Annotated in this window: 18 protein-coding genes and 2 tRNA genes; 12 read left to right on the top strand and 8 right to left on the bottom strand. The window is 41.7% G+C overall.

Annotated elements, in window-relative coordinates:
* Nucleotides 1–89: 89 nt before the first annotated feature.
* Nucleotides 90–983, bottom strand: a complete 894-nt coding sequence (locus tag WKK05_RS28550) for an alpha/beta fold hydrolase (protein WP_341526394.1) — start codon at nt 981–983, stop codon at nt 90–92.
* A gap of 110 nt (nt 984–1,093) precedes the next feature.
* On the opposite strand from WKK05_RS28550, the gene WKK05_RS28545 reads away from it, so the two are divergent.
* Together WKK05_RS28545 and WKK05_RS28540 are read left to right on the top strand one after the other, a co-directional pair.
* The gene (locus WKK05_RS28545; RefSeq protein ID WP_341526393.1) at nt 1,094–1,828 is read left to right on the top strand and encodes a Uma2 family endonuclease; all 735 of its coding nucleotides are present in this window, start codon (nt 1,094–1,096) and stop codon (nt 1,826–1,828) included.
* Between the two features lie 278 nt (nt 1,829–2,106).
* Nucleotides 2,107–2,886 (top strand): MBL fold metallo-hydrolase, encoded by a 780-nt coding sequence (locus WKK05_RS28540; RefSeq protein WP_341526392.1) that lies wholly within the window; start codon nt 2,107–2,109, stop codon nt 2,884–2,886.
* Nucleotides 2,887–2,930: 44 nt separating this feature from the next.
* Here WKK05_RS28540 and WKK05_RS28535 read toward each other — a convergent pair whose 3' ends face one another.
* A complete protein-coding gene (locus WKK05_RS28535; protein ID WP_341526391.1) occupies nt 2,931–3,968 on the bottom strand; it encodes a mechanosensitive ion channel domain-containing protein in 1,038 nt (345 codons plus the stop codon).
* Between the two features lie 244 nt (nt 3,969–4,212).
* On the opposite strand from WKK05_RS28535, the gene WKK05_RS28530 reads away from it, so the two are divergent.
* From WKK05_RS28530 to WKK05_RS28500, 7 genes are all read left to right on the top strand, one after another.
* Nucleotides 4,213–5,130, top strand: coding sequence for a histone deacetylase (locus WKK05_RS28530; protein WP_341526390.1), 918 nt, complete (start codon nt 4,213–4,215; stop codon nt 5,128–5,130).
* A gap of 312 nt (nt 5,131–5,442) precedes the next feature.
* Entirely contained in the window at nt 5,443–9,948 is a 4,506-nt protein-coding gene (locus WKK05_RS28525; RefSeq protein WP_341526389.1) for a translation initiation factor IF-2 N-terminal domain-containing protein, read from the top strand.
* A complete protein-coding gene (locus WKK05_RS28520; protein WP_341526388.1) occupies nt 9,926–11,824 on the top strand; it encodes a hypothetical protein in 1,899 nt (632 codons plus the stop codon). Before WKK05_RS28525 ends, WKK05_RS28520 begins: the two co-directional genes overlap by 23 nt.
* Nucleotides 11,825–12,137: 313 nt before the next feature.
* The gene (gene gshA / locus WKK05_RS28515; protein WP_341526387.1) at nt 12,138–13,277 is read left to right on the top strand and encodes a glutamate--cysteine ligase; all 1,140 of its coding nucleotides are present in this window, start codon (nt 12,138–12,140) and stop codon (nt 13,275–13,277) included.
* 278 nt (nt 13,278–13,555) lie between these two features.
* Entirely contained in the window at nt 13,556–14,017 is a 462-nt protein-coding gene (locus WKK05_RS28510; RefSeq protein WP_341526386.1) for a tRNA (cytidine(34)-2'-O)-methyltransferase, read from the top strand.
* A 793-nt stretch (nt 14,018–14,810) separates the two neighbouring features.
* Nucleotides 14,811–17,135: a peptidoglycan DD-metalloendopeptidase family protein gene (locus WKK05_RS28505; RefSeq protein WP_341526385.1), complete on the top strand. Its 2,325-nt coding sequence runs from the start codon at nt 14,811–14,813 to the stop codon at nt 17,133–17,135.
* 424 nt (nt 17,136–17,559) lie between these two features.
* Nucleotides 17,560–17,633: transfer RNA gene (locus WKK05_RS28500), tRNA-Met, on the top strand.
* Between the two features lie 171 nt (nt 17,634–17,804).
* Here WKK05_RS28500 and WKK05_RS28495 read toward each other — a convergent pair.
* The gene (locus tag WKK05_RS28495; protein ID WP_341526384.1) at nt 17,805–20,102 is read right to left on the bottom strand and encodes an amylo-alpha-1,6-glucosidase; all 2,298 of its coding nucleotides are present in this window, start codon (nt 20,100–20,102) and stop codon (nt 17,805–17,807) included.
* Nucleotides 20,103–20,301: 199 nt separating this feature from the next.
* On the opposite strand from WKK05_RS28495, the gene WKK05_RS28490 reads away from it, so the two are divergent.
* Nucleotides 20,302–20,913 carry a peroxiredoxin gene (locus tag WKK05_RS28490; protein ID WP_341526383.1) on the top strand — a complete coding sequence of 204 codons (612 nt, stop codon included), beginning with the start codon at nt 20,302–20,304 and terminating at the stop codon, nt 20,911–20,913.
* A gap of 159 nt (nt 20,914–21,072) precedes the next feature.
* Nucleotides 21,073–21,621, top strand: coding sequence for a peroxiredoxin (locus WKK05_RS28485; protein ID WP_341526382.1), 549 nt, complete (start codon nt 21,073–21,075; stop codon nt 21,619–21,621).
* Between the two features lie 112 nt (nt 21,622–21,733).
* Here the strand turns inward: WKK05_RS28485 and WKK05_RS28480 are convergent.
* From WKK05_RS28480 to WKK05_RS28465, 4 genes are all read right to left on the bottom strand, one after another.
* A tRNA-Pro gene (locus tag WKK05_RS28480) sits at nt 21,734–21,807 on the bottom strand.
* 50 nt (nt 21,808–21,857) lie between these two features.
* Nucleotides 21,858–22,223 (bottom strand): DUF1818 family protein, encoded by a 366-nt coding sequence (locus WKK05_RS28475; protein WP_341526381.1) that lies wholly within the window; start codon nt 22,221–22,223, stop codon nt 21,858–21,860.
* A 117-nt stretch (nt 22,224–22,340) separates the two neighbouring features.
* Nucleotides 22,341–22,934 (bottom strand): hypothetical protein, encoded by a 594-nt coding sequence (locus tag WKK05_RS28470; protein WP_341526380.1) that lies wholly within the window; start codon nt 22,932–22,934, stop codon nt 22,341–22,343.
* Nucleotides 22,935–22,957: 23 nt separating this feature from the next.
* Complete coding sequence (locus WKK05_RS28465) at nt 22,958–23,194, bottom strand: DNA-directed RNA polymerase subunit omega (protein ID WP_086689544.1); 237 nt, start codon at nt 23,192–23,194, stop codon at nt 22,958–22,960.
* A gap of 159 nt (nt 23,195–23,353) precedes the next feature.
* On the opposite strand from WKK05_RS28465, the gene WKK05_RS28460 reads away from it, so the two are divergent.
* Complete coding sequence (locus WKK05_RS28460) at nt 23,354–23,773, top strand: fasciclin domain-containing protein (protein WP_341526379.1); 420 nt, start codon at nt 23,354–23,356, stop codon at nt 23,771–23,773.
* Between the two features lie 105 nt (nt 23,774–23,878).
* Here the strand turns inward: WKK05_RS28460 and WKK05_RS28455 are convergent, their stop codons facing one another.
* Nucleotides 23,879–25,345, bottom strand: a complete 1,467-nt coding sequence (locus tag WKK05_RS28455; protein WP_341526378.1) for a glycoside hydrolase family 13 protein — start codon at nt 25,343–25,345, stop codon at nt 23,879–23,881.
* Nucleotides 25,346–25,733: the final 388 nt, after the last annotated feature.

Raw genomic sequence — 25,733 nt, 5'->3', positions numbered from 1 at the left:
CAGATTGTTAGCTGCATTTCTACCCTGTCTGCGCCAAAACGCATAGGTACAAAGTTATTACTCGTGTGTTGCGTCTCGGCACAAAATAATCACCTTTGCGCTAGCCAATCGACAATCTGGGCATTTACTACATCTGGAACTTCATCGTGGGGACAATGACCGGCGTTAGGAATAGGAACAATTTTGATTTCCTTGCCATTCTTACGCGCCTCCTCGTAAATCTTAGCCCCTGAAATTGGTGTCCAGGGATCATCTGCACCCCAAATTACCAGTATAGGACGTTCTACTTTCGGCAAAAGTTCCACAGGACTTGGCCCAGGGGGTGCTGTCAGAATAGAAGCAAAAACTTGTTGCGCTCCTGGATCACAAGAGGGAGTATAAAGTAAATCAACTAGTTCATCAGTAACAGCTTGGCGATCGCGGTAAACTTGGTAAAGAGTCCGACGAATTTGGGCTTTTTGACGAATGCGGTTAAAAACAAATTTACCTGTAATTGGCGATCGCACAAACCTGTTAAAAGCTCCCATCACAATACGCAGCGGCGGATTCAATTCGTGAGGACGATGACTCAATCCACCCGCACAGTTAATCAAAACACCACCAGCAGCAATTTCTGGATGTTCTACTAGTACTATCAAGCCCAAAAGTGCGCCGATGGAGTTGCCAATAAATACAGCTGGTTCTTGAATGTGTGCTGTGCAAAAATCTTTCAGCAATTCCACCCATACTTCTGTGCTGTAATTAATTGGTGCTTTATCAGAACCCCCAAAACCCAAAAGATCCAAAGCAAAAACTTGGTAGCCAGCATTTGCTAAAATAGGAATATTTTTGCGCCAATGTCCAATGGAAGCACCAAAGCCGTGAACTAATACCAGAGGGCGTCCTGTACCCATGACGGTGTATTGAATTTTGTATCCCTGCCAAGTCCAAAAGAGTTTTTCAAAGCTGTCTTGTGTTCCTAGCTGCTGTGTAATGAAAGTCATTATTAAGATTCATAAAGTGTTTCTTAAATATAGTAATCTTCTCTGAGGGCAAACAGCCTGAACAAAATGCTATTTTTAAACCAGCCCAGTTGAGTTGAAGTCTTTACCCTATGACCCTTTCTGCCAACCAACTCAAGACCGAAATTATCTACCCCGACTCTGATGGTAAACCAATGGCGGAGAGTGACCCAGCACGGGATTATCTAATTTATGGCGTAGAAACCTTAGACATTTATTTCCAAGACCGAAATGATGTTTACGTCTCAGGGAATCTGTTCATTTACTACAAAAAGGGCATTCCTAGTGCCGTAGTTGCTCCTGATGTTTTTGTGGTGTTTGGCGTAGAAAAGAAAAAGCGCCTCAGCTATAAGGTTTGGGAAGAAGGGGGAAAAGTCCCTAATTTCGTTTTGGAAATCACTTCTGCAACCACCCAAGAAAACGATGAAGAGGATAAACCCAAGAAATACTCACTTTTAGGTGTGCAGGAATACTTTCAATATGACCCTACTGGCGATTATCTCAACCCACAACTCAAGGGTTCCAGTTTGGTTGAGGGTAAATATCAACCCATAACATCCAACCTTTTACCTGATAGTGTCTCGTCTATTCACAGTGAAGTATTGGGTTTAGACCTGGGACTGATTAACGGAGAATTGCGGTTTTTTGACCCCCAAACTGGGAAAAAACTGTTAAGTCATAAAGAAACAGAACAAGCCCGGCAACAAGCAGAACAAGCCCGACAGGATGCAATACCTCGATTATTGGAGTTGGGGTTGAGTGTGGAACAAGTTGCTAGCGCCCTGAGCTTACCTGTGGAAGCAGTAAGGCGCTTTGTCCAAGAATGATAAGGAAAAATCGCTATGCCCCCAACTTCCGTCAACCTATAGCTAGAACCAAGTCAAAAAGTCATTTTCGAGCCTGTTTATTGGCAAAGGTTTGCAGAGATTCTCTTGGAGTTGGGGCAACAGCACTCATCTTGAATTGTTTATACCAATGGGATTCTGGAAATCATAGCTCCGCTACCAGAGCATGAACGGTCAAAAATCTTACTTGCAGATTTAGTCAAAACCCTGCAAAGCTGACACGATTGATAATGAAGATAGGCGTTATCTTAATATAATTTATGTTCTTAACTTGGTTAGACAGCAATTCTTGGCTGCTGGAAATTGGCAGACAACGGATACTAATTGACCCTTGGTTGGTTGGTTCGTTAATATTTAGCAATTTGGATTGGCTATTTAAAGGCTCGCGACCTCAAGAACGTCCAATACCAGAGAATATTGATTTAATTCTGCTGTCTCAAGGTTTGGAAGACCATGCTCATCCACCAACACTCAAGCAGCTAGACCACAACATTAAGGTAGTAGCTTCGCCTAATGCAGCTAAAGTAGTACAGCAGTTAGGTTACACTCAGGTAACAGTTCTCGCTCATGGTGAAACTTTCACGCTGAATAATCAAATAGAAATCAAGGCTACTCCTGGCTCTCCCATTGGCCCTATGTTGGTGGAAAATGGTTATCTCCTCAAAGAGTTAGAAAGTGGTGTAACAGTTTACTACGAGCCTCACGGTTATCATCCCCCCCAAGTTAAGCAGGCTGCACCAATCGATGTAGTCATTACACCACTTATTGACATGAAGTTGCCTTTACTTGGGCCGATTATTCAGGGAAATAATAGTGCCTTGGAAGTAGCAAAGTCTTTACAACCCCAAGTAATGATACCTACAGCTGCTGGTGGAGATGTGCTGTTTGAGGGATTGTTGATGAAATTTATTCAGACTAAGGGAAGTGCTGAGGAATTTCGTTTGTTATTACAGAAGAACAATCTGGCGACGCAGGTAATGGAACCAAAACCAGGCGATCGCATTGAACTAACATTAGAAAAGCGTGCATTAGCAATCTAAGTTTGAGAACAAGTCGGTTGCCATGTTTGACAACGCGGCAACCACTAACTTTGTTCTATAGTTGAATCTTCTTGCCCATCTTTTTGCATATAAACTTCTCTAACGGGAAAGGGAATTGTAATCCCTGCTTGCTGATAGCGTTTGTGCAGTTTTTTAATAAATATATGTTTCCCAATCCGCTGGTCAAAGTATTCACTAACTCGCATATAGAGTGTAAAATCTATACTAAAATCACCAAAATTGTGAAATCTAATATATGGTTCATTTGCTATTAAGTTGGGTGCAATTTCTTGCATTACCTCTTTAGCAACTTCCACAGTCACTTTTTCAACTTTTTCCAAGTCACTATCATAACTGACTCCTACATCCAGGGTTAAAGTAATTTCTTTGGCAGGTAAATGATAGTTAGTAAAAATGGCAGAGGATAATTTAGAATTTGGAACAATTACTACGTTATTAGATATTTCTTTAATTGTCGTATTGCGCCAGGAAATATCGAGAACATATCCCTCATGACCAGCATCTAATTTTACATAATCTCCAGTTCTAACTTGTTTAGAAATAATTAAATAAAATCCTGAAAACAAATTTGCTAGTGTGTCTTGTAGTGCTAAACCAACTGCTAGACCACCAATCCCTAGAGTTGTGACTATCGGTGTAATCTCAACACCCACAGTTTGCAAGATGATTAATGTTCCTAAACTAAAAACAGCAATTTTAGCAAGATTAGAAATTAGTGATGTAGGAACACCTTCTGTTCTTTGAATAAATAAATTAACAAAACCAGCCGTAAATTTAGCTAAAACTAATGTTACTGAATACAGCAACGCAATAGTGAGAATTTTTTGCAGAACATTAGCAATATCCGGTTTGATGGGTGAACTCAAAATAGCCCCAAAAAAACCGCCGAGAACAAACCAAATAAAAGTCATCCGATGCAGAGAGCGAAATATAATATTACCCCCTGCGATTCGTTTGTTCTTAACAAATATTTCCATTCTTTTAAAGATAACTTTCTCCCCAATTATTCCAGCCAGTAAGCCAGCTAAAATAAAAGCGATGGGCGCAATCCATTCAATCATATAAATTTGAAATGTTGAGTTTTAAATTTGACTAATCAGCATCTTTGATGTGATTATGGCTAAATTCTACCTTGTTACTTGTCGGATCATCTGCTTAAGATGCTCTGGACTCAGGATATCTTACACTTTTAGAGATTGCGTTTGATCTCGTAAAATAAGTTTGAATTTTGAATGAGTGAATTTTGAGTTCCGCGCATCGGTGCTAAGCGTATTTGGCATCAGACTATGATTAAAAATTAATAACATGGACTTGCCAATTATTTACCACCCAGATTACATTGCCCCACTACCTGAAGGGCATCGCTTCCCAATGTCCAAGTTTCGGCAACTCTATGAATTGCTATTAGCTGATGGTGTAGCGAATCAAGAACAATTTCATACTCCTGAACGTCCGCCACAAGAGTTGATAGAGTTAGTTCACACCGCAAATTACGTTCAAGCTTACTGTCAAGGAACCTTAGATCCCAAAGCACAGCGTCGCATTGGCTTACCTTGGAGTCCAGCTTTAGCAAATCGTACTTGTGTAGCGGTAGGTGGTACGATACTTACTGCTAAGTTGGCACTAAGTCAAGGTTTAGCTTGCAATACTGCTGGTGGAACTCATCATGCTTTTCCCAGTTATGGATCTGGTTTTTGTATTTTCAATGATTTAGCGATCGCTTGTCGAGTTTTGCAAAAACTTGAACTTGTTCAGAAAATCTTGATTGTCGATTTAGATGTCCATCAAGGAGACGGCACTGCTTTTATATTCCAAGATGATCAAAGTGTTTTTACTTTTTCCATGCACTGCGAAGTCAATTTTCCTGGTACTAAACAAAAAAGCGATTTAGATGTGTCATTACCAGTAGGAATGGAGGATGACGCCTATCTACAAACTTTGGCGAATTATCTCTCAAACTTGTTGACAGAAGTCCAGCCAGATTTAGTATTCTATGATGCAGGCGTTGATCCTCATATAGGCGATCGCTTAGGAAAACTAGCCTTAACTGATACTGGGATTTTCCGTCGGGAAATGCAAGTTTTAAGTACTTGTATGAGTAGCGGTTACCCCGTCGCCTGCGTTATTGGCGGGGGTTATGCCGATGATATGAAGTCCTTAGTTTGGCGTCATTCACTGCTACATCGCGCCGCCACTGAAGTTTATCGGCAGTACAAACTATAGCCATTTAATGGATAATTATGATCATAATCAAGAAAACCTATATATAGCAATCCTAAATCCTTTATCAAATTCTTTATCTCTCTTTCCTTCGCGCCCTTCTCTGCGTTCGCGCAGCGTGTCGCAGACAGACGCTATGCGAATGCGCCCTTCTCCCAAAGGGAGACGCTAGCGCGTAGCTTGCTTCTCCGTAGGAGTATGTGGTTCGTTAAAAAGTATTTTTCATAAATCACCTAATATTAATATAGTTATTTTCACTCTCCAGAATGAGAGAAAATAAAACTCAGAAAACTTTGTGGGCAAAGGCAGCAGTGAATGAGCAACGCCAAAATAAAAATATATGAACTATCACAAGAATTAAACTTGGATAGCAATCAGCTATTAGCAATTTGCAAAAAACTCAACATTACAGCCAAAACCCAGAGAAGCACAATCTTAAAATCTGAAGCAGAACAAATTCGCGCAGCCGCAAAGAAATTAGTTGCTAAAGCTGCTAACTCTTTCCAAAAAAGTTCCTTAAATAACAAAACAGGTTCAGAAGATTGGGGCTATATATTAGGAGCTTCAGCAATTGATAGTTTGATTCGCAATTTTGAAGGTAAAACTGCTCTTGAAGCATATCCCGAATTTACCCAGCGGCGCGATCGCGCTAACGAATTAATGCTGGAATGTTTCAGCCGCGAACCTTGCATATTTTATGTACGACGCCAAGGCGCTGGGAAAGAACCAGGAGAAGAAATTTTAGAATTGACAATAGCAACAGATTGTGAATTTAAATTACCTACAAAACTTGAGAAGCTCGGAAAAATATTAGGATTTAGAGCATCTGTACAACAAGATGGATATGGTGGTTTAAAAATACTTTCCGTTCAGTTATTACAATCTTCACGTGGTCATGCCGATGGCTACGCAGTACCTTATCACTTACGTCTCTTATCTCATCACCGACATCGTATTGGCATTCCAACAGACACATTAACACATCTAGCAGCGATGCCAATTTGCGGCGACCATGTACCTACAGAAGACCAGCTAAAAGCGTGGAAAGCGTTTTTGCAGGTTGAAGAAAACATCGCTAAAGCACGTCAGTTTTGTGTGAGTTACGTCAATTACAGCTATGGCTCAGGTACAAAACGGATAAGTTTTGAGATTGATATAAAATCAGCTACCCTAGACGGTTCTAAAGAAAATTATTTAGATGTAGTGAACTTCTGGGAAAGAGTAAAACAGGCAAAAAATGATGACTTGAAGCTTTCTGAAACTCCTCCTACAGGAAAAAACTTATACAACAATCGCCCATTAGGAACTATTGAAAAAGTTGATGCTAAAGCTGGCATTATCAGCATCAGATTAGAACGCGAATTAGCTGAATATATAATATCAAAACGTTATCAATTACCAAATACTGGATTCTTATTTTTCGATGCAGCCGGGGACTTAAAACAAATCCAGCGCAAAAAAGAAGCCTTAGAACAATTAAAGCAAGGACGTACTCAAAATCCTTACTTGGGCAACTTTTTATTTGATGCTTCCCAGGCAAGAGGAATTAAAAAAACTGTTCAAATTCAACCACAAAATTTATTATTATCCTCTGCCAATCATGGACAAAAGACAGCAGTAGAAACTGTGCTAGCGGCTGATGATCTTGTACTCATTCAAGGGCCTCCAGGTACAGGTAAAACTACTGTAATTGCCGAGATTTGCTATCAAGTTGCCCTGCGCGGTGGGCGTACTCTAATTACTTCTCAAGCCAATCTCGCAGTTGATAACGCCCTAAGTCGATTAGTTCATAACCCTGTAATTCGGGCTGTGCGGAAGGGTAGAGCCGAAAGAGTTGGTGAGGAAGGACAGCCATTTTTAGAAGACCAAGTGATTGGCACATGGCTACAAAATACCGCTACTGATTGTGAAAATAATCTTACTCAACGGCTCGAAAATGTAAAACTTTTCCATCAATTACTGGCATTATTACCACGTTTTACAGCATATGTAAAACTTGAAGAAGATTTCAATCAGCTAGAAAATGAATTCAATAAGGACAAAGTAAATTTAGAAGCAGATTATAAAAATCAAGAAACAGTTTATCAGGAAGCTTTAGTACGTAACAGCGAAGTTGAATCTCTAGTTACTGGTTTGGAAAACCTGTTAAATACTGCATCAAATGTTAATTGGGAAGCTTCAGAAGTGACAAACTTTTTGCCACGTCTTCAGCCCTACACAGAAAGTAACAGTGTAGTCAAAGACTTTTTAGCTAATGTTCGCAAAGCTATTAAATATACTGATGAACTCGGCTTGGTTCGCCCGCCTCGTGGTGCATTTGGATTAGCAGTTTGGTTGCGTGAAACTGTAGCGTCTGAAATTTCTGAATTGAAAACAGCAGTTAGTTATGCTCAAAATGCGAGTGCAGCTATCTTAGAAGTGGCAGAGTCGGTGCAGATTTTCCGAGATAATTCTATCTATTTGAATCAGTTACAAACAGATTACCAAGAATTTTTTACCAAGCAGCAAATTTTACAACAAACAATCCGAAGTTGGGAAAATCGCAAACGTGAAATAGATTATATTGTTACAGCAGTTAAAGAATGGAAGTCCACTGCATATTCTCAAGTGTATCAAATATTAAAAGATTGTCAGCAATCAGGTTTACCCCTGACTGAAAACCTTTTGAATTTGCCATTGGGTTTATTGATGTTTGCTAACACGTTAAAATTACCAATTCTACCAATAGTATATAAAATTAGCTTACCAGAGTGGGAACTATTGGTAAAAGCGATCGCTTATGAAATTGATGGAGGTTTTAATGATAGGCGGGGTAAACAGCATAATTTTAGCTATTTTTTACAGCAAAGTTTTAGTGAGATTCCCATAGTACTATCAAAAAGCGATCGCACTCAATGGCAAGAAACTTATCAACAGTTTAATAATTATCAATTACTTACCCCAAAACAACGAAAATTACTAGTTGAGAATACCCAGTTTTTTCTCATTAGAATGCAACAAAATTATGGTAAATCGTGGGAATGGGATAATATAGATTCTACTCTCACCCGAATTACACAAGAACTACTAGATAGTGTTCTTGAAAATGCACGCAAATGCGTTTTAAAAGTCAAAACTGAAACTGAACAACAGCTTCAAAGTGTACAAAAACAACTAAATGAACTTCAGAGTAATGGCATTACCCAGGATAAAATATCTGCTACCCAATCTCAGGTAGAAGCAGTTAAACAAGATTCTCATTTGAAACTTGGGCGAGTTATTAATATTTTACAAGAACTTTACCAGCAAAAAAACTTACCTGTTCAGTTCCAGCTTTTAGCGGAACAATATCTTGCCAAGCAATCAAAAATTTGGGAACAGCCCCAAGAATTCGTCATCCAAATAAATTCTTGGGAAAGTTGTATAAATCAGCTTGAAAGTTTAATTTCATCATTAGAGCCTTTTAGCATACTAGAAATAATAAAAAATTATTTGGATGAATATCTTTCAACTATTAAAGAAGAAAATAAAGCTTCTAAGCAGCAACTTGATAAATTAAAAATTAAACTACGTAAGTTAGAAAAACAAGTACAGCCAAAAATATCAGAAAGTTTAATAATAGAACGTAACTGGTGGCAAACAGCATGGCAAGAAATATCTGCTAAAGTCAAGCTTAATATTTCTTATACTGACTTGTTTAATTTAGAATTTTTATACAGCATCAATCTTCAGTTTGAATCTTGGCAAAAGCAACTCAAAACAGAAGAAACTTATCTGAATCGATATCAAAATTTTGTACAAGATTGGATAGGAAAATTAAGAAATCCAACGGAACGCGATCGCAACGATTTAAGACGTGTTTATCTAGATAATGCCAACGTCGTCGGTATCACCTGTGTTCAGGCTGCAAATTATAATTTTTCCCAAGAGTTCAAATCCTTTGATGTCGTAATTATTGATGAAGTTAGTAAATGTACTCCACCAGAGTTATTAATTCCTGCTTTGAAAGCCAAAAAGTTAGTTATGGTAGGCGACCATCGGCAATTACCACCTATGCTCGATACTAGCACTGTAGAGGAAGTTGCTCAAACAATTGGCGGTTCACGAGAAGAACTACGATTTTTAGAAGAATCACTTTTTAAAAGTCAGTTTGAAGCTGCTGACCAAAGCATCAAACAAATGCTAACTACACAGTATAGAATGCACCCCATGATTATGGGAGCAATCAATCAATTTTATGATGGAAATCTAGAATGTGGTCTTGTAGAACCAGACACAAAACGCGCCCATAATCTAACAGGCGAAATTATCCAAGAATCTCATCATCTTATTTGGATAAAAACACCTATAGAGAATAACTTTTTAGAAGAACGAAACGGAACTTCTTATTTGAATCTTCGAGAAGTTGATATAATTGAACGCTTGTGTCAGCAGTTCGAGAGTGCTTGGTCTTCTAGAGTTGCTAATGGTGAAGCGAAAAAACAAATCGCCGTTATTACATTTTATGGCGCTCAACTGCGAAAAATTGATGAGCGACTGCAATCTGAACTTTTCCCTTCACTAGAAATTCGTACTGGAACAGTAGACAGATTTCAAGGTATGGAAAGACCAGTTGTAATTGTCAGTATGGTTCGTAATAACAGTAAGGGAGATGTGGGATTTGCCAAGAAACCAGAACGGGTAAATGTGGCTTTTTCTCGCGCTCAAGAACTACTAGTAATTGTAGGTTGTCACGATTTATTTACCCAACAAGTCGGTAAAGTCGGAAGTATGTATTCTGAAGTTTCAAATATTGTACGTCGTCATGGAGGTTTTGTAGATGTTTCTCGCTTCTTCTGCTAAACCTATTGATGATAGCCTTCAGAATTTGGTAGATGAAATTGAGACAAAATCCCCTAGCTTATCGGTTTTAGCAGCGCGTCAATTTCGCTATAGCTTGCATCAAACTTCTGTAGAAGTAAATATCAAAGAACCCCGACCGTTTAATGTACTTGAAGAATTTATTATCCGCGCTGCTATTGAATTTCAACCTCCTCCAACAGAGGAAGAATTAGCCTCTGTGCTTGGACTAGACCCTGTATTTATTAAAAGTACAATTGTAACTCTTCGTGAATTACAAACTATATCACTAACATCCCCAATTACAGTCACCTCTGAAGGACGTCTGTTTTATGAAAAAGGGACTGTACCACAGCCGCCGTATTCTGTACAAATTTATGCTATTACAGACCCTTTAAGTGCAAAGCTTACTTTTCAGTCTGAAGCTTTAAATGATATCTTAATAAATCTGCCTAACTTAGCAGATTTTATCACTATTAATAATACGATAACTCAAATTCCTTCGTTAAAACTTGAAGAAATCCAACAAAATATTCAGGATTCAGGTCTGGCTCTTCATGTACCAACAGAAGGGAAAATTGTCACTTCCTTTAGGGTATTAGCTTCGACTCAAACAATTTGGAAAAAAATATCGCTTTTCGTTCTCTTCGATGCAATTGAAGAGAAATTGAGCATTCAAATCAGAAATGGAAAGCAAATTTTAGATATAGCATCAAATTCACTAGAAAAGTTACACAATGAAGGTAAAATATCCTTACAAACATTATGTGAATTGTCAGATGAAACCATCACTTTTGAACGTAAGCTGATTCTCAAACAGAAAAATGCAGAAGTAGAGGCTCGACTTGAAAAAGTTAGACAACAGACTCTAGAAAACGCCACAAAACCAGTTGTAGAAACGGATAATTCTGTAATTGCAGGTACAGCGATACAGTTACGCGATGGACAAATTTCGCAAGCCTTTTCAGAAGTTTTAAATTCGGCACAATATCAGATTTTAATCTATTCTCCTTGGATAAGTCAGGCAGTGGTAGATGGCAAATTCCTGACTTTACTACAAAATTTAGTTAATCGCGGAGTTTGGATTTTGATTGGATATGGAATTTCGCGACGACAAGAAGATGAAGAACGACCAATACCATCAGAAGTAGAGAAAAAAATTCGAGCGATAAAAACGCCTGATGGTTTACCAGGTGTACAGGTTTTTTGGCTGGGAGATTCTCATATCAAAGAAATAATAGTTGATCAAAAAATCCATCTTTGCGGGTCTCATAACTGGCTGTCTTATCGTGGCGATTACCTACCACGAGGCGAATCAGTTTATCAAGTTACCATTCCCAATCAAGTCCAAGAAGCCTATGAATTTCTTGCTAGACGCTTCCAAAACTATGCTAAACAATTATGGGCAAATGCTCTAGAAAACCGCGATTTTAAACTAGCTGTAGAGCCTTTTTGGATTTGGGGTGCGCTAGGTATGGAAAAAGTTGCACTCGAAAAGGTAGAACAAAATAACTGGCTAGAACTTCTCCCAATGTGGCTGAATGTAGCACTTCAAGGTTTAAAGTCTAAAAATTTACTACCTGATTCAACAAGTTTTACAACTGCACTTTCTTTGCTTAATCAGGTTTCAGGTGAAGAAACTTTTATCGATTCATTGCAGCAAGGATGGCGTAAAGTTATAGAAGCGATCGCCACTAACAATCGTGATACAGCTTTAAACTTACTCAGCCCTGAAGTATGGGCTAATTTCCTCCGTCTCCACATTGCCCAAGAGAGTGATTTACCCGATACATTTATCTTGCAGCACACTGTACCTCAGAGGCAAGGAAAGGAGCAAATCAAGACAAAGGTAAAACGAAAAGGAACAATAACCTCATAATCCTCCAGTTTATCCAAGCTCTATTTATGAGAAGATAATTGAGCATTTAACTAGGAATTGAAAAGGTAATTGCGACTCTAAATAATTCTAAATGAGTAATTGACAATCAATTAAAAATTAACAATTAGGAACTATCAAGAGGTATATTTTTACTACTTCAGCATTCACAAATACTCCGCAGGATAGCGAAGATATCTGCCGTTCTAAGTTTTTAGTTAGATGATTCTTAAGTTTTTATTTACCTAAATAGAGATGTAAAAAATGCGTCTAATTCGATACAATTAATAGGCTCAGAGAGCCGAGGAGAACTAAAGTGGTCTTATTAAAAGGCTTTGAAATTGAGATGTACACCGGCACACCTCAGGGTGAAATCGTCGGTCTCTCCGATAAAATTATTGCCGCGTTGGATGGATTTGTGCGGGAGCCAGATAGCCGTAACGTGGAATACATTACTCAACCATCCCATAGTTATGAGGGTTTGTTGTGTGCGTTGTTACGTCCCCGGCGAGAGTTGCGAAACTACCTCAACCACTTGGGTAACTACACGTTGATACCAGGAAGCACCTTGTCTTTAGGTGGTAGCGATCGCTTTATGCGTTCCGATCCAACTAACCCCTATCACGACTACATCGAGAACACCTACGGTACAAAAGTAGTCACCGCCAGCGTTCACATCAACGTAGGCATTAGCGACCCAGAAATATTAATGCGGGCGTGTCGGGTAATCCGCGCAGAAGCACCTTTATTTCTCGCCCTGAGTGCCTCATCTCCCTTCATTGATGGCAAAGCTACAGGCTATCACTCCACCCGTTGGGGTGTGTTCCCGCAAACGCCTACCCATGTACCGTTATTTGCCAGCCACGCCGATCATATTCAATGGGTCGAAAATCAACTCGCCGCTGGCACAATGCAAAACGTACGGCACTTGTGGGCATCAGTACGACCAAATGGCGATCGCCGTCCCTATGACCTAAATCGCTTAGAACTACGAATTTGCGATTTAGTCACAGATCCCATTGCTTTGCTAGCGATTACTGCCTTGCTAGAAGCGCGTTTATTGCAAATCATCGAAAATCCCAGCATTGACCCATTAACCCAAAGTACCTTCTCTCCTGATGAACTTATCAGCCTGACCGCTGACAACGAAGTTGCTGCTGCTACTGCTAGTCTCGATGCTCAGCTAAGGCATTGGCAAGATGGTAGAAGCATCCTAGCTAGAGATTGGATTGCTCAAATGTACGATGATGTGTGGGCGATCGCAAAACAACAAGGCTTTGGCTGTTTCCTTTCTCCTTTGCACAAAATCCTCCGTGAAGGTAATGAAGCCCAACAGTGGTTGCAGCTATATAAAGTCGGTTTTGACAGCCACTGTGTAATTACCCAAGCTATTGTTGCTACCCAAGAACGCGAAATTGAACTTGAAGACAATTTATGTTCGTCTTTGACGGCTTAACATCCACTGTCGTCACACAAAAGGTAGATATCCAAGAGTTACTTGGCTCTGCGAAAGATAGTAACAATTACGTTTTCTACACAAAAAGTAACTTTGCCTGATAATAAGCCAAACTTACTCTCAGATAGTATTCTGGGAGTATTTGTGTCTCATTTTAAAAATCTAATCAATGGTGATAACTTGATGATTATTAACAAAACCTATATGTCGCCTCTACCTTTTGGTAGATTTCATATTGACCATTGATTGCTTTATACAATACGTAGATTCCACGAACAATGCCCCAGGTAGTTTTAGTTCACCCGCAAATCCCTCCTAATACAGGCAATATTGCTCGTACCTGTGCCGCAACGGGTACGGAATTGCACTTAGTGGGGCCTTTAGGGTTTGAAATCAGCGATCGCTACCTTAAAAGAGCTGGTTTAGATTACTGGCCGTATGTCAAGCTACACTATCACGAATCGCTAGAAGCCTTTAAAATAGTCCATCAGGAACGTGGAGGCAGATGGTTAGGTTTTACCGTCAAAGGAAGTTTTAACTATGTCAGCTTTGAGTTTCAAGCCGATGATTGGCTGTTGTTTGGCAGTGAAACTACAGGTTTACCAGCAACAGTTCTAACAGCAACTGATGCTAACCTCTACATTCCTATGGCTCAACCTGGAGTTCGAAGTTTGAACCTGTCTGTGAGCGTAGCTGTTGGTTTATTTGAAGCCCGTCGCCAGTTAGGTTGTTTACAATAACTGTTAGCAAGAACGTGGGTAAGTAATATTACTTAAGTGTTTTCCCAAAACAATTGATAAATCTAGCATTATTGCAACAAAACTTCTCTAGCTGTAACACTGATAATGTCAGTTAATATACTTAAAACTATAATTTATTCAAATTGTAGTCGAAGACACTTACACTTCCGGACAGTTTGTTATAAGAAATTTGTATATAAAATTCGGGACAATAGCAAATTTGAATGATAGATTTTGATGAATTCAAATCGTCTGAGATTGGGGAACAAAAACGCTTAACCTCTGTCTCATGGTGCATTTGAGCTATTTTTGCTCGAATAGCAGAAAAAAAGACCAAAAAACTGACTGTGAGTTCGTACGGTTGTTTTTTAGGGAATAATCAACGTAGAGTCTCGTGTTTAGGAAGACGGATTTGGTTGAAACACCTTGAAGATATCTACAGGAGAGGACAACACTTTTCCAAAAGCCGCAGCAATTAAATTCCTGGCAGCGGCAGGGGAATTGCCTCTATAGTGGTTATCCAACCTCCGCGATTGAAGCAAGACAGGCGCGGAAAATTGCAAAGAGCAAAATGTCTTAGTGTGTGAGGAGTAGTTGAGACAAGTAAGCACAGCAATTTTAAGTTTTGCTAACAGGTGTGAACTTGTCTAAATCAGAGAAGCAGGTTAATCTTGCGTAAGCATCTCTGGTGAAAATGATCTTGATCTGTAGTTCGTTGTGATCTAAATCATTGACTAGTATCCAGCTGAAAAATCGAGATCAGTTAAGCGCTAGTGATCATAGGAGGTCGTCTTTGAAACGAGCATTGAAAAAGAGAGTAAAGGCTGTGTTGAAAAATACCCCAAGCAGCGATGATGCCCCGGTAGAACAGTTAAATGTGATTAATCCAAAAGTTAACAGCCGGACGCGGACAAAAGCCGCCATGATTGGCTTGGCAATCTCAGTGGGAGCAACCAGCTTTTTGGTGACTCGACAAAGCGATCAAGCCCAAGCAGCCGTACCTGTGGGCAGCCAAAAAGCTACCTCAACGATTCCAACTGCTCCTGGCACTAAGGTGAAATTTGCCACCGCAAAGCTGAAGTCACCAGCCGTCTCCTTAGTGAGCGTGCCTGAAAATCCTCTCATAGTGGAACCTACAGCAGTTTCACAAGTGCCTGGGCTTGAAGCTAAATGGCAAGTTGCGGCAAGTGGAATGTCTGTGCAAGTTCCAGCATCAGAAGCGTTTTTCCAAGCAACAACAAATTATAAAAATTCCAATTACCTCAAACCTCAGTTGGCACAAGGATTGAACAATACTTCAGCCAATACAGGTTTACAAACAGCAAACAACCTATCTGAGACAATACAAAAAGATATTGTTGCTGGTGGTAAAAATGCATCCCTGGCTGCCCAGCCACAAACAGCGGCAGGATTGGACACAGCCAACAGTGAAGAAGTTGATGCACAACTCAGGGCGCAACAAGAGTTTGCACTCAATCGCTTACAAGAAAAGTCGAACCGTTTAAGAAAAAGTCTGGCGGAGTTGCGGTCTGGGGAGAGCAAAAATTTATCACAACCTAGTATTGGTTCAGCGCAGCCAACGACTGTTGTGGAAAAAACTTTACTAGCACAGTCAGAAACTTCTGGCGATGGCAGCAAAGCCAATTTGATATCGAGATTAAAACAGAACAGACAGACAAGTGAGTCAGCGCAGCAAGTAGCATCATCTGCAATCACTGCACCCAAAGTTGTCGCGTCGTCGTCTGCCACAGCTTATGAAGTTAAACCAGGAGATACACTAGCAGCGATCGCTAGTCAGCATGGTACTTCAGTAGCAGAATTGGTTCAGGCAAATAATCTCAGCAATCCTAACCAACTAAAAATCAGTCAACAACTGGTTATTCCTACTGCTGGCGTTGAGGCAACTGCATCAGTTAAGTCTACTTTTGTAGATTCCAGTAGTATTGTTGCCCAAGTACCCGCTACCCCTGTAAACACAGCTGGTATCAACTTAAATCTACCTGCTGCTTCACAGTTGCCAGCTATTGCTGACACTAGCAGCATTCCTGTTCCAACATCAGCACCTGTAAATAATCAGATTCGGGCAAACAATGCTGTTGTCCCAAAAACACGCCCCAGCGCTGTTGCCTCTTATGGCGTAGGTGGTGATATTCCAGAACCAGCAGTTTTACCTGCAACACAACCACCTAAAAAGCCAGCCCAAAAGGTAGCAAGGGCAAGAACTGAGCGCCTGGAAAGCTTACAGTCAGAAATCCAGAGATTACAGGCGAAGTACCGCGCTCAACAATCTGGAAATTTAGCTGTGACAGCAGCTACTGAAACTGATACAGCTGCTGTGCCAATTCCTGTTGCTAGTCCCAACAATTTCGCAACATCCAACATTGCTGCTCGACCAAATAATGTTGCAATACCGATTGCAGTTCCTACACCAATTGCAGCTAGTAGCTATAGCATCCAACCGATTAAACCCCAATTGCGTGCTACTAGACCTACTAACGAGCCAGTAAATCCAGAGTTCCTGCCTAATCTAGGGGCTGATGATCAGTGGACTCCCTCTGTCAATCCATCTGGCAAAAGGATAGCAACACCCCCCAGCAATTTAAATGCTACTGACTCTTTAGGAAAGCTGCGGGGAACAACTGTTTCTCCTCAGATGTCGATACCACCTTTGGCAGCAGTAGATCAATACCTGCCAAAACCGATTGACGAAACTACACCCCCCCCATCGACTTCAACCATAGCTTACGCTTGGCCAGCCGAAGGAGTTCTGACTTCTGGCTATGGCAAGCGCTGGGGAAGAATGCACAAGGGAATTGACGTTGCTAACTCCACTGGAACGCCAGTTGTAGCCTCGGCTAACGGTGTGATAGAAAAAGCCGGCTGGAACAGCGGTGGCTACGGCAACCTCGTCGATATCCGCCATCCTGATGGCAGCATGACCCGCTATGGCCATAACAGCAAGATTCTGGTGCAAGCTGGTCAGCAGGTGCATCAAGGAGAAACAATTGCTTTAATGGGCAGCACTGGTCGCAGCACTGGCCCACACACCCACTTTGAAATCCATCCTTCAGGCAAGGGCGCAGTTAACCCAATAGCTTTACTATCAGCTCGCCTGTAATTGTTGGCTGTCTGTGACTCAACACTGCTTTGTTTGTTGAGGGAGGAAACTCCCTCTTCTACCTACGATCATCACAATGAACTCGTGATACAGTTCGTAAGGCAGTCCGGTCTTCTCCCTACAGCCATTCTCCTAAAGGAGACCAAGGCGAACGGGCATCCTACGGCAGGCGCTAGCGCAGCGTAAAGCCTTTTCTTGTCTTCTATCGGTGACGCTGGGCGAACGGAGACACCAAAGCGTAGCTTACTTCCACCAAGTGGTACGCTTAGAGCAAACCTGTGAGCGCCACTCTTTCGCCTTGGTCTCCACAGGAAAAAAGTAATTTGTAATTAAGAGAGTTAGAAGCAATAAAAAAATTAATTGCACAATAGACTAGTATTTAGCAAATTCCTATGCTAGATTAGAAAACGATGTAAAAAGATATGGCTCAGTAGCTCAGTTGGTTAGAGCACGGGACTCATAAGCCTGGGGTCGTTGGTTCAAATCCGACCTGAGCCACTTTAAAAGTTATCAAGAGCGAGTTATGAAACTTGTGATTTAAGGAAGCCTTGACTCAAACTTGTTGCTGACTTGTGAGTCAGTTAGAGTAATTAAACTTACTCTCTAGGCACGATTTTTCCTCAAAATTTCAAAGCCCATAAATTAACTCTCAAAACTCCTAACTCAGAACTATTGTATATGGCGGATCATCTCAGCGACTGACCAAGCTTGAGCGATCGCTCCTCTGGGTGTATGAGGTGCGTCGCCATCAAAAATCTCAGAAATAGAGTTAAGACAAGCGTCAGACAAAAAGTGATCAACTAGCGGTTGCCAATCAAAAGGCAATGGTTGTTCTGGGTAAAAACGCTGCCAAGCACGAATATAAGGCCCAATCAGCCAACTCCAAACAGTGCCTTGATGATAGGCGCGATCGCGTTTGTGGGGGTTGCCTATATATTGTCCTATATACTCTGGATCGCCTGGATCGAGGCTGCGAAGACCATAGGGAGTGAGCAAAGTGGTAGCTGCCAGCTCCAAGACTTGACGCCCTTGCTGGGGAGAAAATCCACAATGATGTAATGACAGCGCCACAACAGCATTGGGACGAATCTGAAAATTTCGGCGATCATCAGGCTCAATGGTGTCGTATAGATACCCTAACTGAGAATTCCAGAACTTTTGTAAAGAGGCTTTTACCTGTTGTGCTTGCTGAGCATAACGCTGCCCTTGCTTAGCAAGGCGCACTGGTTCAGCAACCTCAAGCTTGCTCAAGCGTTCTGCCCACTGGCTTATCCAGCATAGAGCAGAATACCACAGCGCATTAATTTCTACTGGCTTACCGCGCCGAGGAGTGACAGGTTGCGCCTCAATTACCACATCCATCCAAGTAAGGGCTACACCACGAGCATCCCAACTTACCAGACCATCAGTCGCATCAACCTGGATATTGTAGCGTGTGCCACCGACAAAGGCTTTGTAGATTTGCTGTACAACTGGAAATTGCTCTGCCAAAAACTCCCAATCTTGCGTAGCTTCTAAATAAAGCCCTAAAATTTCAATCCACCATAGCGCTGCATCAATACTGTTATAAATCGGTTCGCCATTGACATCGGGAAATGCATTAGGAATCAAACCTTGGCGACAGTAATGTCCAAAAGTTCGTAATAGTCCTTTTGCTAAGTCAAAGCGCTGTGGAACTAGTGCCAAACCCGGTAAGGCAATCAAGGTATCACGTCCCCAATCATTAAACCAGTGATAACCAGCAATGATTGTGGGACTCGCAATAGAAGCTCGGTAGACAATGAACTGATCACCAGCTTTCAGCAGTTGCTGCAAGATTGGGGATGGGGTATCGGATATTGGGCATTCGGGAGCCATTGCTGTAGTGAGGCAGTCCGGTCTTCTCCCAAGGGGAGACGCCAAAGGCGATAGCGCAGCGTTAGCGAGTCCACGAGCGTCTGGGGGTTTCCCCCAGGAGGAACTGCCGAAAGGGTTTCCCGACTTGAGGTAACTGGCGTCATGGAGTATGAGGTGCTGGTAATTTTTCTCTTGCTCCCCTGCTTCCCTGCCAAAAAGTTGACAGAGCCGTTCTTGTTCAGCTTCCACGGCTTCTGGAAAGGTTTCGGTGGGGAGGATACTTTGCTCTGGGTCGGGAAAGCCTACTCGTGCTTCTAGAGTCACTGTATCTCCTGGTTGGAGAGTCACTGTTAAGTAACCAGGGCTGTAAAGGTCTTCCTTGTCTCCTAATCCTCGTTGTGTTTCCTCTGGTAATCCATAATTCCAATACCAAACTGCATCTGGATGATAATTTCCTTTTGTCCAGCGCAAATGCCAAGGTATGCCGAAGCGCCCAGAATTGATCGCTTGCAGACAGACTTGCTGTTGCTCCAGCAATTGCGAGAACTGTAATTCTGTACTAGCAGTTTGCTGATGGTGAAAATCGCGATCGCCTATTAGGAGTCTCAGCCGTAAAATCGCTGCATCTGTTCCCTCATAGCGGTACTGAATTAAAACGCGATGGCAAAATTGAGGTTGGGGGGATTGGACATGGGGCATTGGGCATTGAGTGAACTCTTCCCCTTGTCCCCTTGTTCTTTGCTCAGACTTCTCTCCTTGTCCTCCAGTCCCCAATACCCAGTCCCCAGTCCCTATCCCATAAGGCATGACCAATTGTCTGCTTAACTGCCAGTTCTCATCACCCCAAATCCATTTTGGAACTGGGTTAATATCAAAACAGCGCAGCAGTTTGTAGCCTGTCGGCTCAATCTGACGGTTGCCCCAAAAATTTGTCCCCAGAGCCACAACGCCCCCTAATACTTCTAAGCTAGCTTCTAAGTGCGAAAGCAGCAGAGTCCTTCCAGAAGGCGGGTTTGTAGCGGCAAACAGCCAGCCATGATAAGTGCGTGTACGGACATCAGAAACTGTACCACTGGCAAAACTTCCTAAGCCATTAGTCAGCAACCATTCTCTTGTATCTAAATCTGGCATTTGCTACTCAAAATCGTTATGACTATGATATAGTCGTAACAGATCGTAATTAAACTGTGAGTCAGCCCTGAAGGAAGGATTAACCCGACCTAACGGACTGCGTACCCGAAAGGGTAACAGCGTGGAAGGGTAAGTTTTAGCTAACCCAAACTCCAACGCTACTAACTAGACGGATATAAGTAGAAGGAGAAATAGGTTAATGTCCCTCACTTACGGAACAGAAGGAAGCCTCCGCGTTGGTCAACAGGCTCCCGATTTTACAGCAACGGCTGTGGTGGATCAGGAATTTAAGACAATTAAACTTTCCGACTATCGCGGTAAGTATGTCGTCCTGTTTTTCTATCCCCTAGACTTTACCTTTGTTTGTCCCACTGAAATCACAGCATTTAGCGATCGCTACGACGAATTCAAGAAAATTAACACGGAAATCCTTGGGGCTTCCGTAGATAGCGAATTCTCCCACCTTGCTTGGATTCAAACTGATCGCAAGTCCGGTGGTGTCGGCGACCTGAATTATCCTCTAGTTTCGGACATCAAAAAAGAGATTAGCGCCGCTTACAACGTCCTTGACCCAGCAGCAGGCATAGCCTTGCGTGGTCTGTTCATCATCGACAAAGATGGTATCATACAGCACGCTACAATTAACAACTTAGCTTTTGGTCGCAGCGTTGATGAAACCCTGCGGACATTACAAGCAATTCAGTATGTTCAGTCTCACCCCGACGAAGTTTGCCCAGCTGGTTGGCAACCAGGGGATCAGACAATGATTCCTGACCCAGTGAAGTCTAAAGTCTACTTCTCTGCTGTCTAAGATTCCGTTAGTTGGAAAACTCTAACCCAGCTTATTAGATTTAAAGGCAGAATCAATTACAACCACAGATAAACAGAGATAGACATTTATTAGTGTCAACTCAGGTCTATCTGTGGTTTTTTGATCAAATAGAATTTTTAAATACTCAAAGGTAGAAATATGCTTACTTCAACTGATTTTAGTGGTTTATTGAATGAGCGGTTCTTTCGCAATTTTTTACCAGTTCCTGCAACGCATCAACTGAGATTAGGAGTAGGAACACCAGACTTTCAATTGCCAGATATTACTAACGGAACTTTAGTAAAATTATCTGATTACCGAGGTAAGCAGCCAGTTTTGCTCGCTTTTACTCGCATCTTTACTGAAAAGCAATATTGTCCTTTTTGCTTTCCTCACATCAAAGCTTTAAATGAAAACTACGAGCAGTTTAAAAATCGGGGTATTGAAGTTTTAATGATTACTAGTACTGATGAAAGGCAGAGCCAAATAGTTGTTAAAGATTTAGGCTTAAAAATGCCATTACTGAGTGATCCTAGTTGTCGTGTATTTCATACTTATAACGTGGGGCAAGCTCTAGGAGCGCCTTTGCCAGCACAGTTCGTATTAGATCAAGAAGGCAAACTTCGCTACTGGCATTTATTTTCTTTTTTGGATCACAATGCTAGTGTTGAGACACTGTTAGAACAATTCAATTTAGTGGAAGCGTAGGATAGATTACCCCAGCTTTTCAAATCTCTAAATTGATTTGTGGAATAACTATAACTAAATTAAAAAAATTGCTAATCTTTTCAAAAGATTAGCAGATATTACTTATTATTAATCGGAGCGGCGGGATTTGAACCCACGACCTCCACTACCCCAAAGTGGCGCGCTACCAAGCTGCGCTACGCCCCGGTCAGAATTACTATCATACTGCAAAACTAGAGGAGAAGCAAGAGGCAAATTTAAAAAACCTTGAGCATCCCAACAGCTTGTAACAAACTTGGGACAGCAGCAGCATTCCATGTGCCTTCTGCACACCGCCCTGTATTCAAGATCAAGCGCAGGCTGTAGTCATCCGGATACCCCTCCACCTCCATCCATAACAAATCGGTTTCGGCTTCACAGGCAATTTTCTCCTCATCCATCAATTCAGCGGCGAGTTGTTTCATGGTGTCTGCTAACTGTGCCAGTAGACGACAAAAATCATTTAACTCAGCTTCAGTTAACTCGATCGCCCAATCATCTGTACCAACTAAACCTTTAAATTCAGGCGCATCAGGATTCCAGCCAATACGCCAACCAGATCCGCTTTTGAGAACACGTTCCATTAGTAGTAGAGACGCGATTCATCGCGTCTGTACAGGAGTTAAGAGTAGAGACGCGATTAATCGCGTCTGTACAAGAGTTAGGAGTTATATTTGTCTCCCTTGTCCCCCACTCGTCAATTATCTCAGCAGTTGTGCGCCTCCCTGTTGGGGTTGCTTTGGGGTAGGTGAAGGTGAAGTATTGGGGGTTGGGGCTATTGTGTTTTGATTCGGATTAAATATATTAACTAGAACTTGTACTAGGGCATTTCGCTGACTACGGTTGAGACGTGCGATCGCTGCTTTATCGCCTTCTATAGGATTTTCTCGCAATGTATCACTGCTTGGATAAGCGCTGTCATACATAATTTCATTCGCACCGAGGTAATCAGCTAAAGTCAGCTTCCAATCTAAGCGATAAATTGGGGAACGCGCTTTTACATAAATGTGATATCTAATCAGGCGACTTATTAAAGTATTGTTGTCGGCAACTTTCCCATTTTCTTTATTGATGTACTTATTTTCTTTTGGCAAATTAGGCAATTGCTGATATACCTGTTGCCATACATCACCAGGAGTGATTCTTTGAGCGATCGCAGGTTGGATACTGAGTAAATTTGGATGTATTGACCTACTCACCCCTGAACCAAAAACTATTACACCCACCACTATCAAAGCAGTGAGTGCCTGCCAAGGCTTGAACAGGGGTTGAATGAACGAGAAATTTTTGCTCATTCTACCTTTTCAAAAGCTTTTGCTTATAACTCGCCTATAATTTCTGGTTGGGTTAGTTCATCGGACATCTCGATGATTGCCCTTAGAACTGGCTTCATCATCGCATCTTCGGCGCTTTCAAAATCTTCGTAACGCCGACGCTTGGCACGATTTGCCACTTGAACCGTAATGCGATAGCGATTTGAGGCTGCACTAATCAGATCCTCAGCACGATGCATAATCTGAGACTGGGTTGTCTCGAACTTAGAACGCTTTAGCATAATCAGTGGTTCTTAGGGTCATTCCCCAGTGTAGCAGTACTAATCAATCTATTGTAATGTGTACTATCGCTAGCAACCTCTCTCTTGATAGAGGCTACAAGCTTCCTAGTCAAATTATAAGTAACTTGTAATACTACACGAATAAAGCAACACTACCTCATGGCTGACCTTTTAGAAACTGCTATCAACGCAGGAAACTTTAATACTTTGGTAAAGGCTGTTGATGCTCTCCAACTCAGAGAAACTCTTCAGAGTCCTGGCCCTTTTACAATTTTTGCACCAACTGATGAAGCTTTTGCCAAACTGCCAGAGGGTACTTTAGATTCGCTGCTACAAGACATTCCCAAGCTGAAAAAAATTGTGACTTATCATGTCGCTTTTGGCGATGTCAGGTCTGACGACTTGGTACAAATTAACGAGGCGGACACAGTTGAGGGATCAGTTGTGGCAATTGAGTCTAGTAACGGCAAATTTAAGGTGAATGACGCCAATGTTCTGAAAACTGATATTCTGACAGACAATGGCGTGATCCACGTGATTGATGCAGTGTTGATGCCTGCAATAGTGGCTGGGAAGTAAGGGGATTGAGAGTCCTGAGTGAGGAGTTAGGAATATAGACGCGATTAATCGCGTCTGTACAGGAGTGAGGAGTTATTTCTCGCTCATCTCCCCAATCCCCAACCCCTAGCCCCCAGTAGCCAGAATACATCCGCTGCGTGGAGGAATATCTAAGGATAATTTGTGAGTTTCTCCTTCACTATTCCACTCAATCTCGGCAGTGCCGTATAACAGCTTGTTGGGTTGAGTTCGCAAATTTGTGATATCTACATTCACTTTTGTTGAACCTGTACCAGCATTAACGCCAATAATTAATTCCTCTGTGCCTAAAGTTCGGGCAAATATGTAGACTGCTCCTTGAGCATAGAGGACTTGATAATCACCTGTACGCAAAGCTGGGTAAGCGTGACGGATGGCAATCAATTGGCGGTGAGTATCGAAAATATCCTTATCCCAGTTAGCTTCTAAAGGAAAGCCACGACGTGAGTCTGGATCTAATGCACCAGGTAAACCAACTTCATCACCATAGTAAATACTGGGTGCGCCAGGAAAGGTTAGTACTAGTAGGGTGGCTAATTCTACACTGGCTTTGTCGCCACCAGCAATGCTCAGCAATCTTGCTGTATCGTGACTTGCGAGCAAGTTGAGTTGAGTCAGCTGAATTTCCCAAGGGTAAAATTGCAGTAGTTCTTGGATTGTGCTGGCATACTCAGCCGCAAATAAGGGTGGATATGGTTTATAGTCGCGGCTTTGCACTTGTTCTAAGTCTACGCGATCGCCTGCTGCAAAGGCTATTGTTGGCCCGGCAAATAAATAATTCATCACGCCGTCAAATTGCGTACCATCTAGCCACTCACGAGAATCTCCCCACACTTCACCGACAATGTAAGCATCGGGATTGATAGCTTTGACTCGTTCACGAAACTCCTGCCAAAAACCAGGAGTTTTGATTTCAAACGGTACATCCAACCGCCAACCATCAATGCCGAATTTAATCCAATATTCGGCAATTTCCATAATATATTCCCGCACTTCTGGGTTGTCGTGGTTAAATTCTGGCAAGGCGCGATTGCCAGCCCAACCCGCGTAGTTAGCAGGAAATTCCCCGTTATAGGGTGAAAGCGGCCAACCTTCGATTTTGAACCAATTTACCCAAGGCGAATGGGGGCCATTTTCTAAAACATCGTGGAAAAAGAAAAAGCCCCTACTGGAATGGTTAAACACCCCATCCAGAACAACTTTGATATTCCGTTCATGGGCTGCGTCTAGCAATTCCTTAAAAGCCTGATTGCCGCCCAGCATCGGGTCAACTTGATAATAATCGTGGGTATGATAGCGGTGATTGCTAGCCGATTGAAAGATGGGTGTGAAGTAAATCGCGTTAATCCCTAAATTCTGTATGTAGTCTAATTCTTCTAGGACGCCCCACAAATCCCCGCCTTTATAACCTTGCAGTGTTGGCATTGCATCCCAATCTTCCCAACGGGCTTCACGCAACAGTCGTTTACGTGGCTGTTTGCTTCTGGCGAAGCGATCTGGAAATATTTGGTAGAAAATGGCGTGCTTCACCCAGTCTGGTGTTTGAATTTGCATGAATGACTCTCTATACCTTTAGAAGCAATGGTTGCAAATAGTTGCTTCTTTATGGCTCCTACTTATGATAGAAAATCGTTCAATAGTCAATAGTTATTTTAATTTTCTATATTTACCACTGCTTTATACACAAAAGCTAAGAGGATTAATTATTTTGTTTAATATATTATTTTGTGTTTAATATTTACTTACTTTGTTAATTTTATTTATTGTTAACAATTCTTAATATTTGTGACTTGAACTTTCTCCGTAATCACCGGAACAGGCATTGGATAGCTTTTATAGCTAATGAAAATTATCAATAATTCCGGACATAGGCAATAGTTGAATGTGGCTACTTATAGATATTGCACTAGCCATAGAATTACCTTGAAGGAGACATAGTTCG

Origin of the sequence: Nostoc sp. UHCC 0302 (assembly GCF_038096175.1) — a bacterium.
Classification (GTDB): Bacteria; Cyanobacteriota; Cyanobacteriia; order Cyanobacteriales; family Nostocaceae; genus UHCC-0302.
Note: the sequence above shows the minus strand (reverse complement) of the source record. Positions and strands in the feature narration are given on the sequence as shown.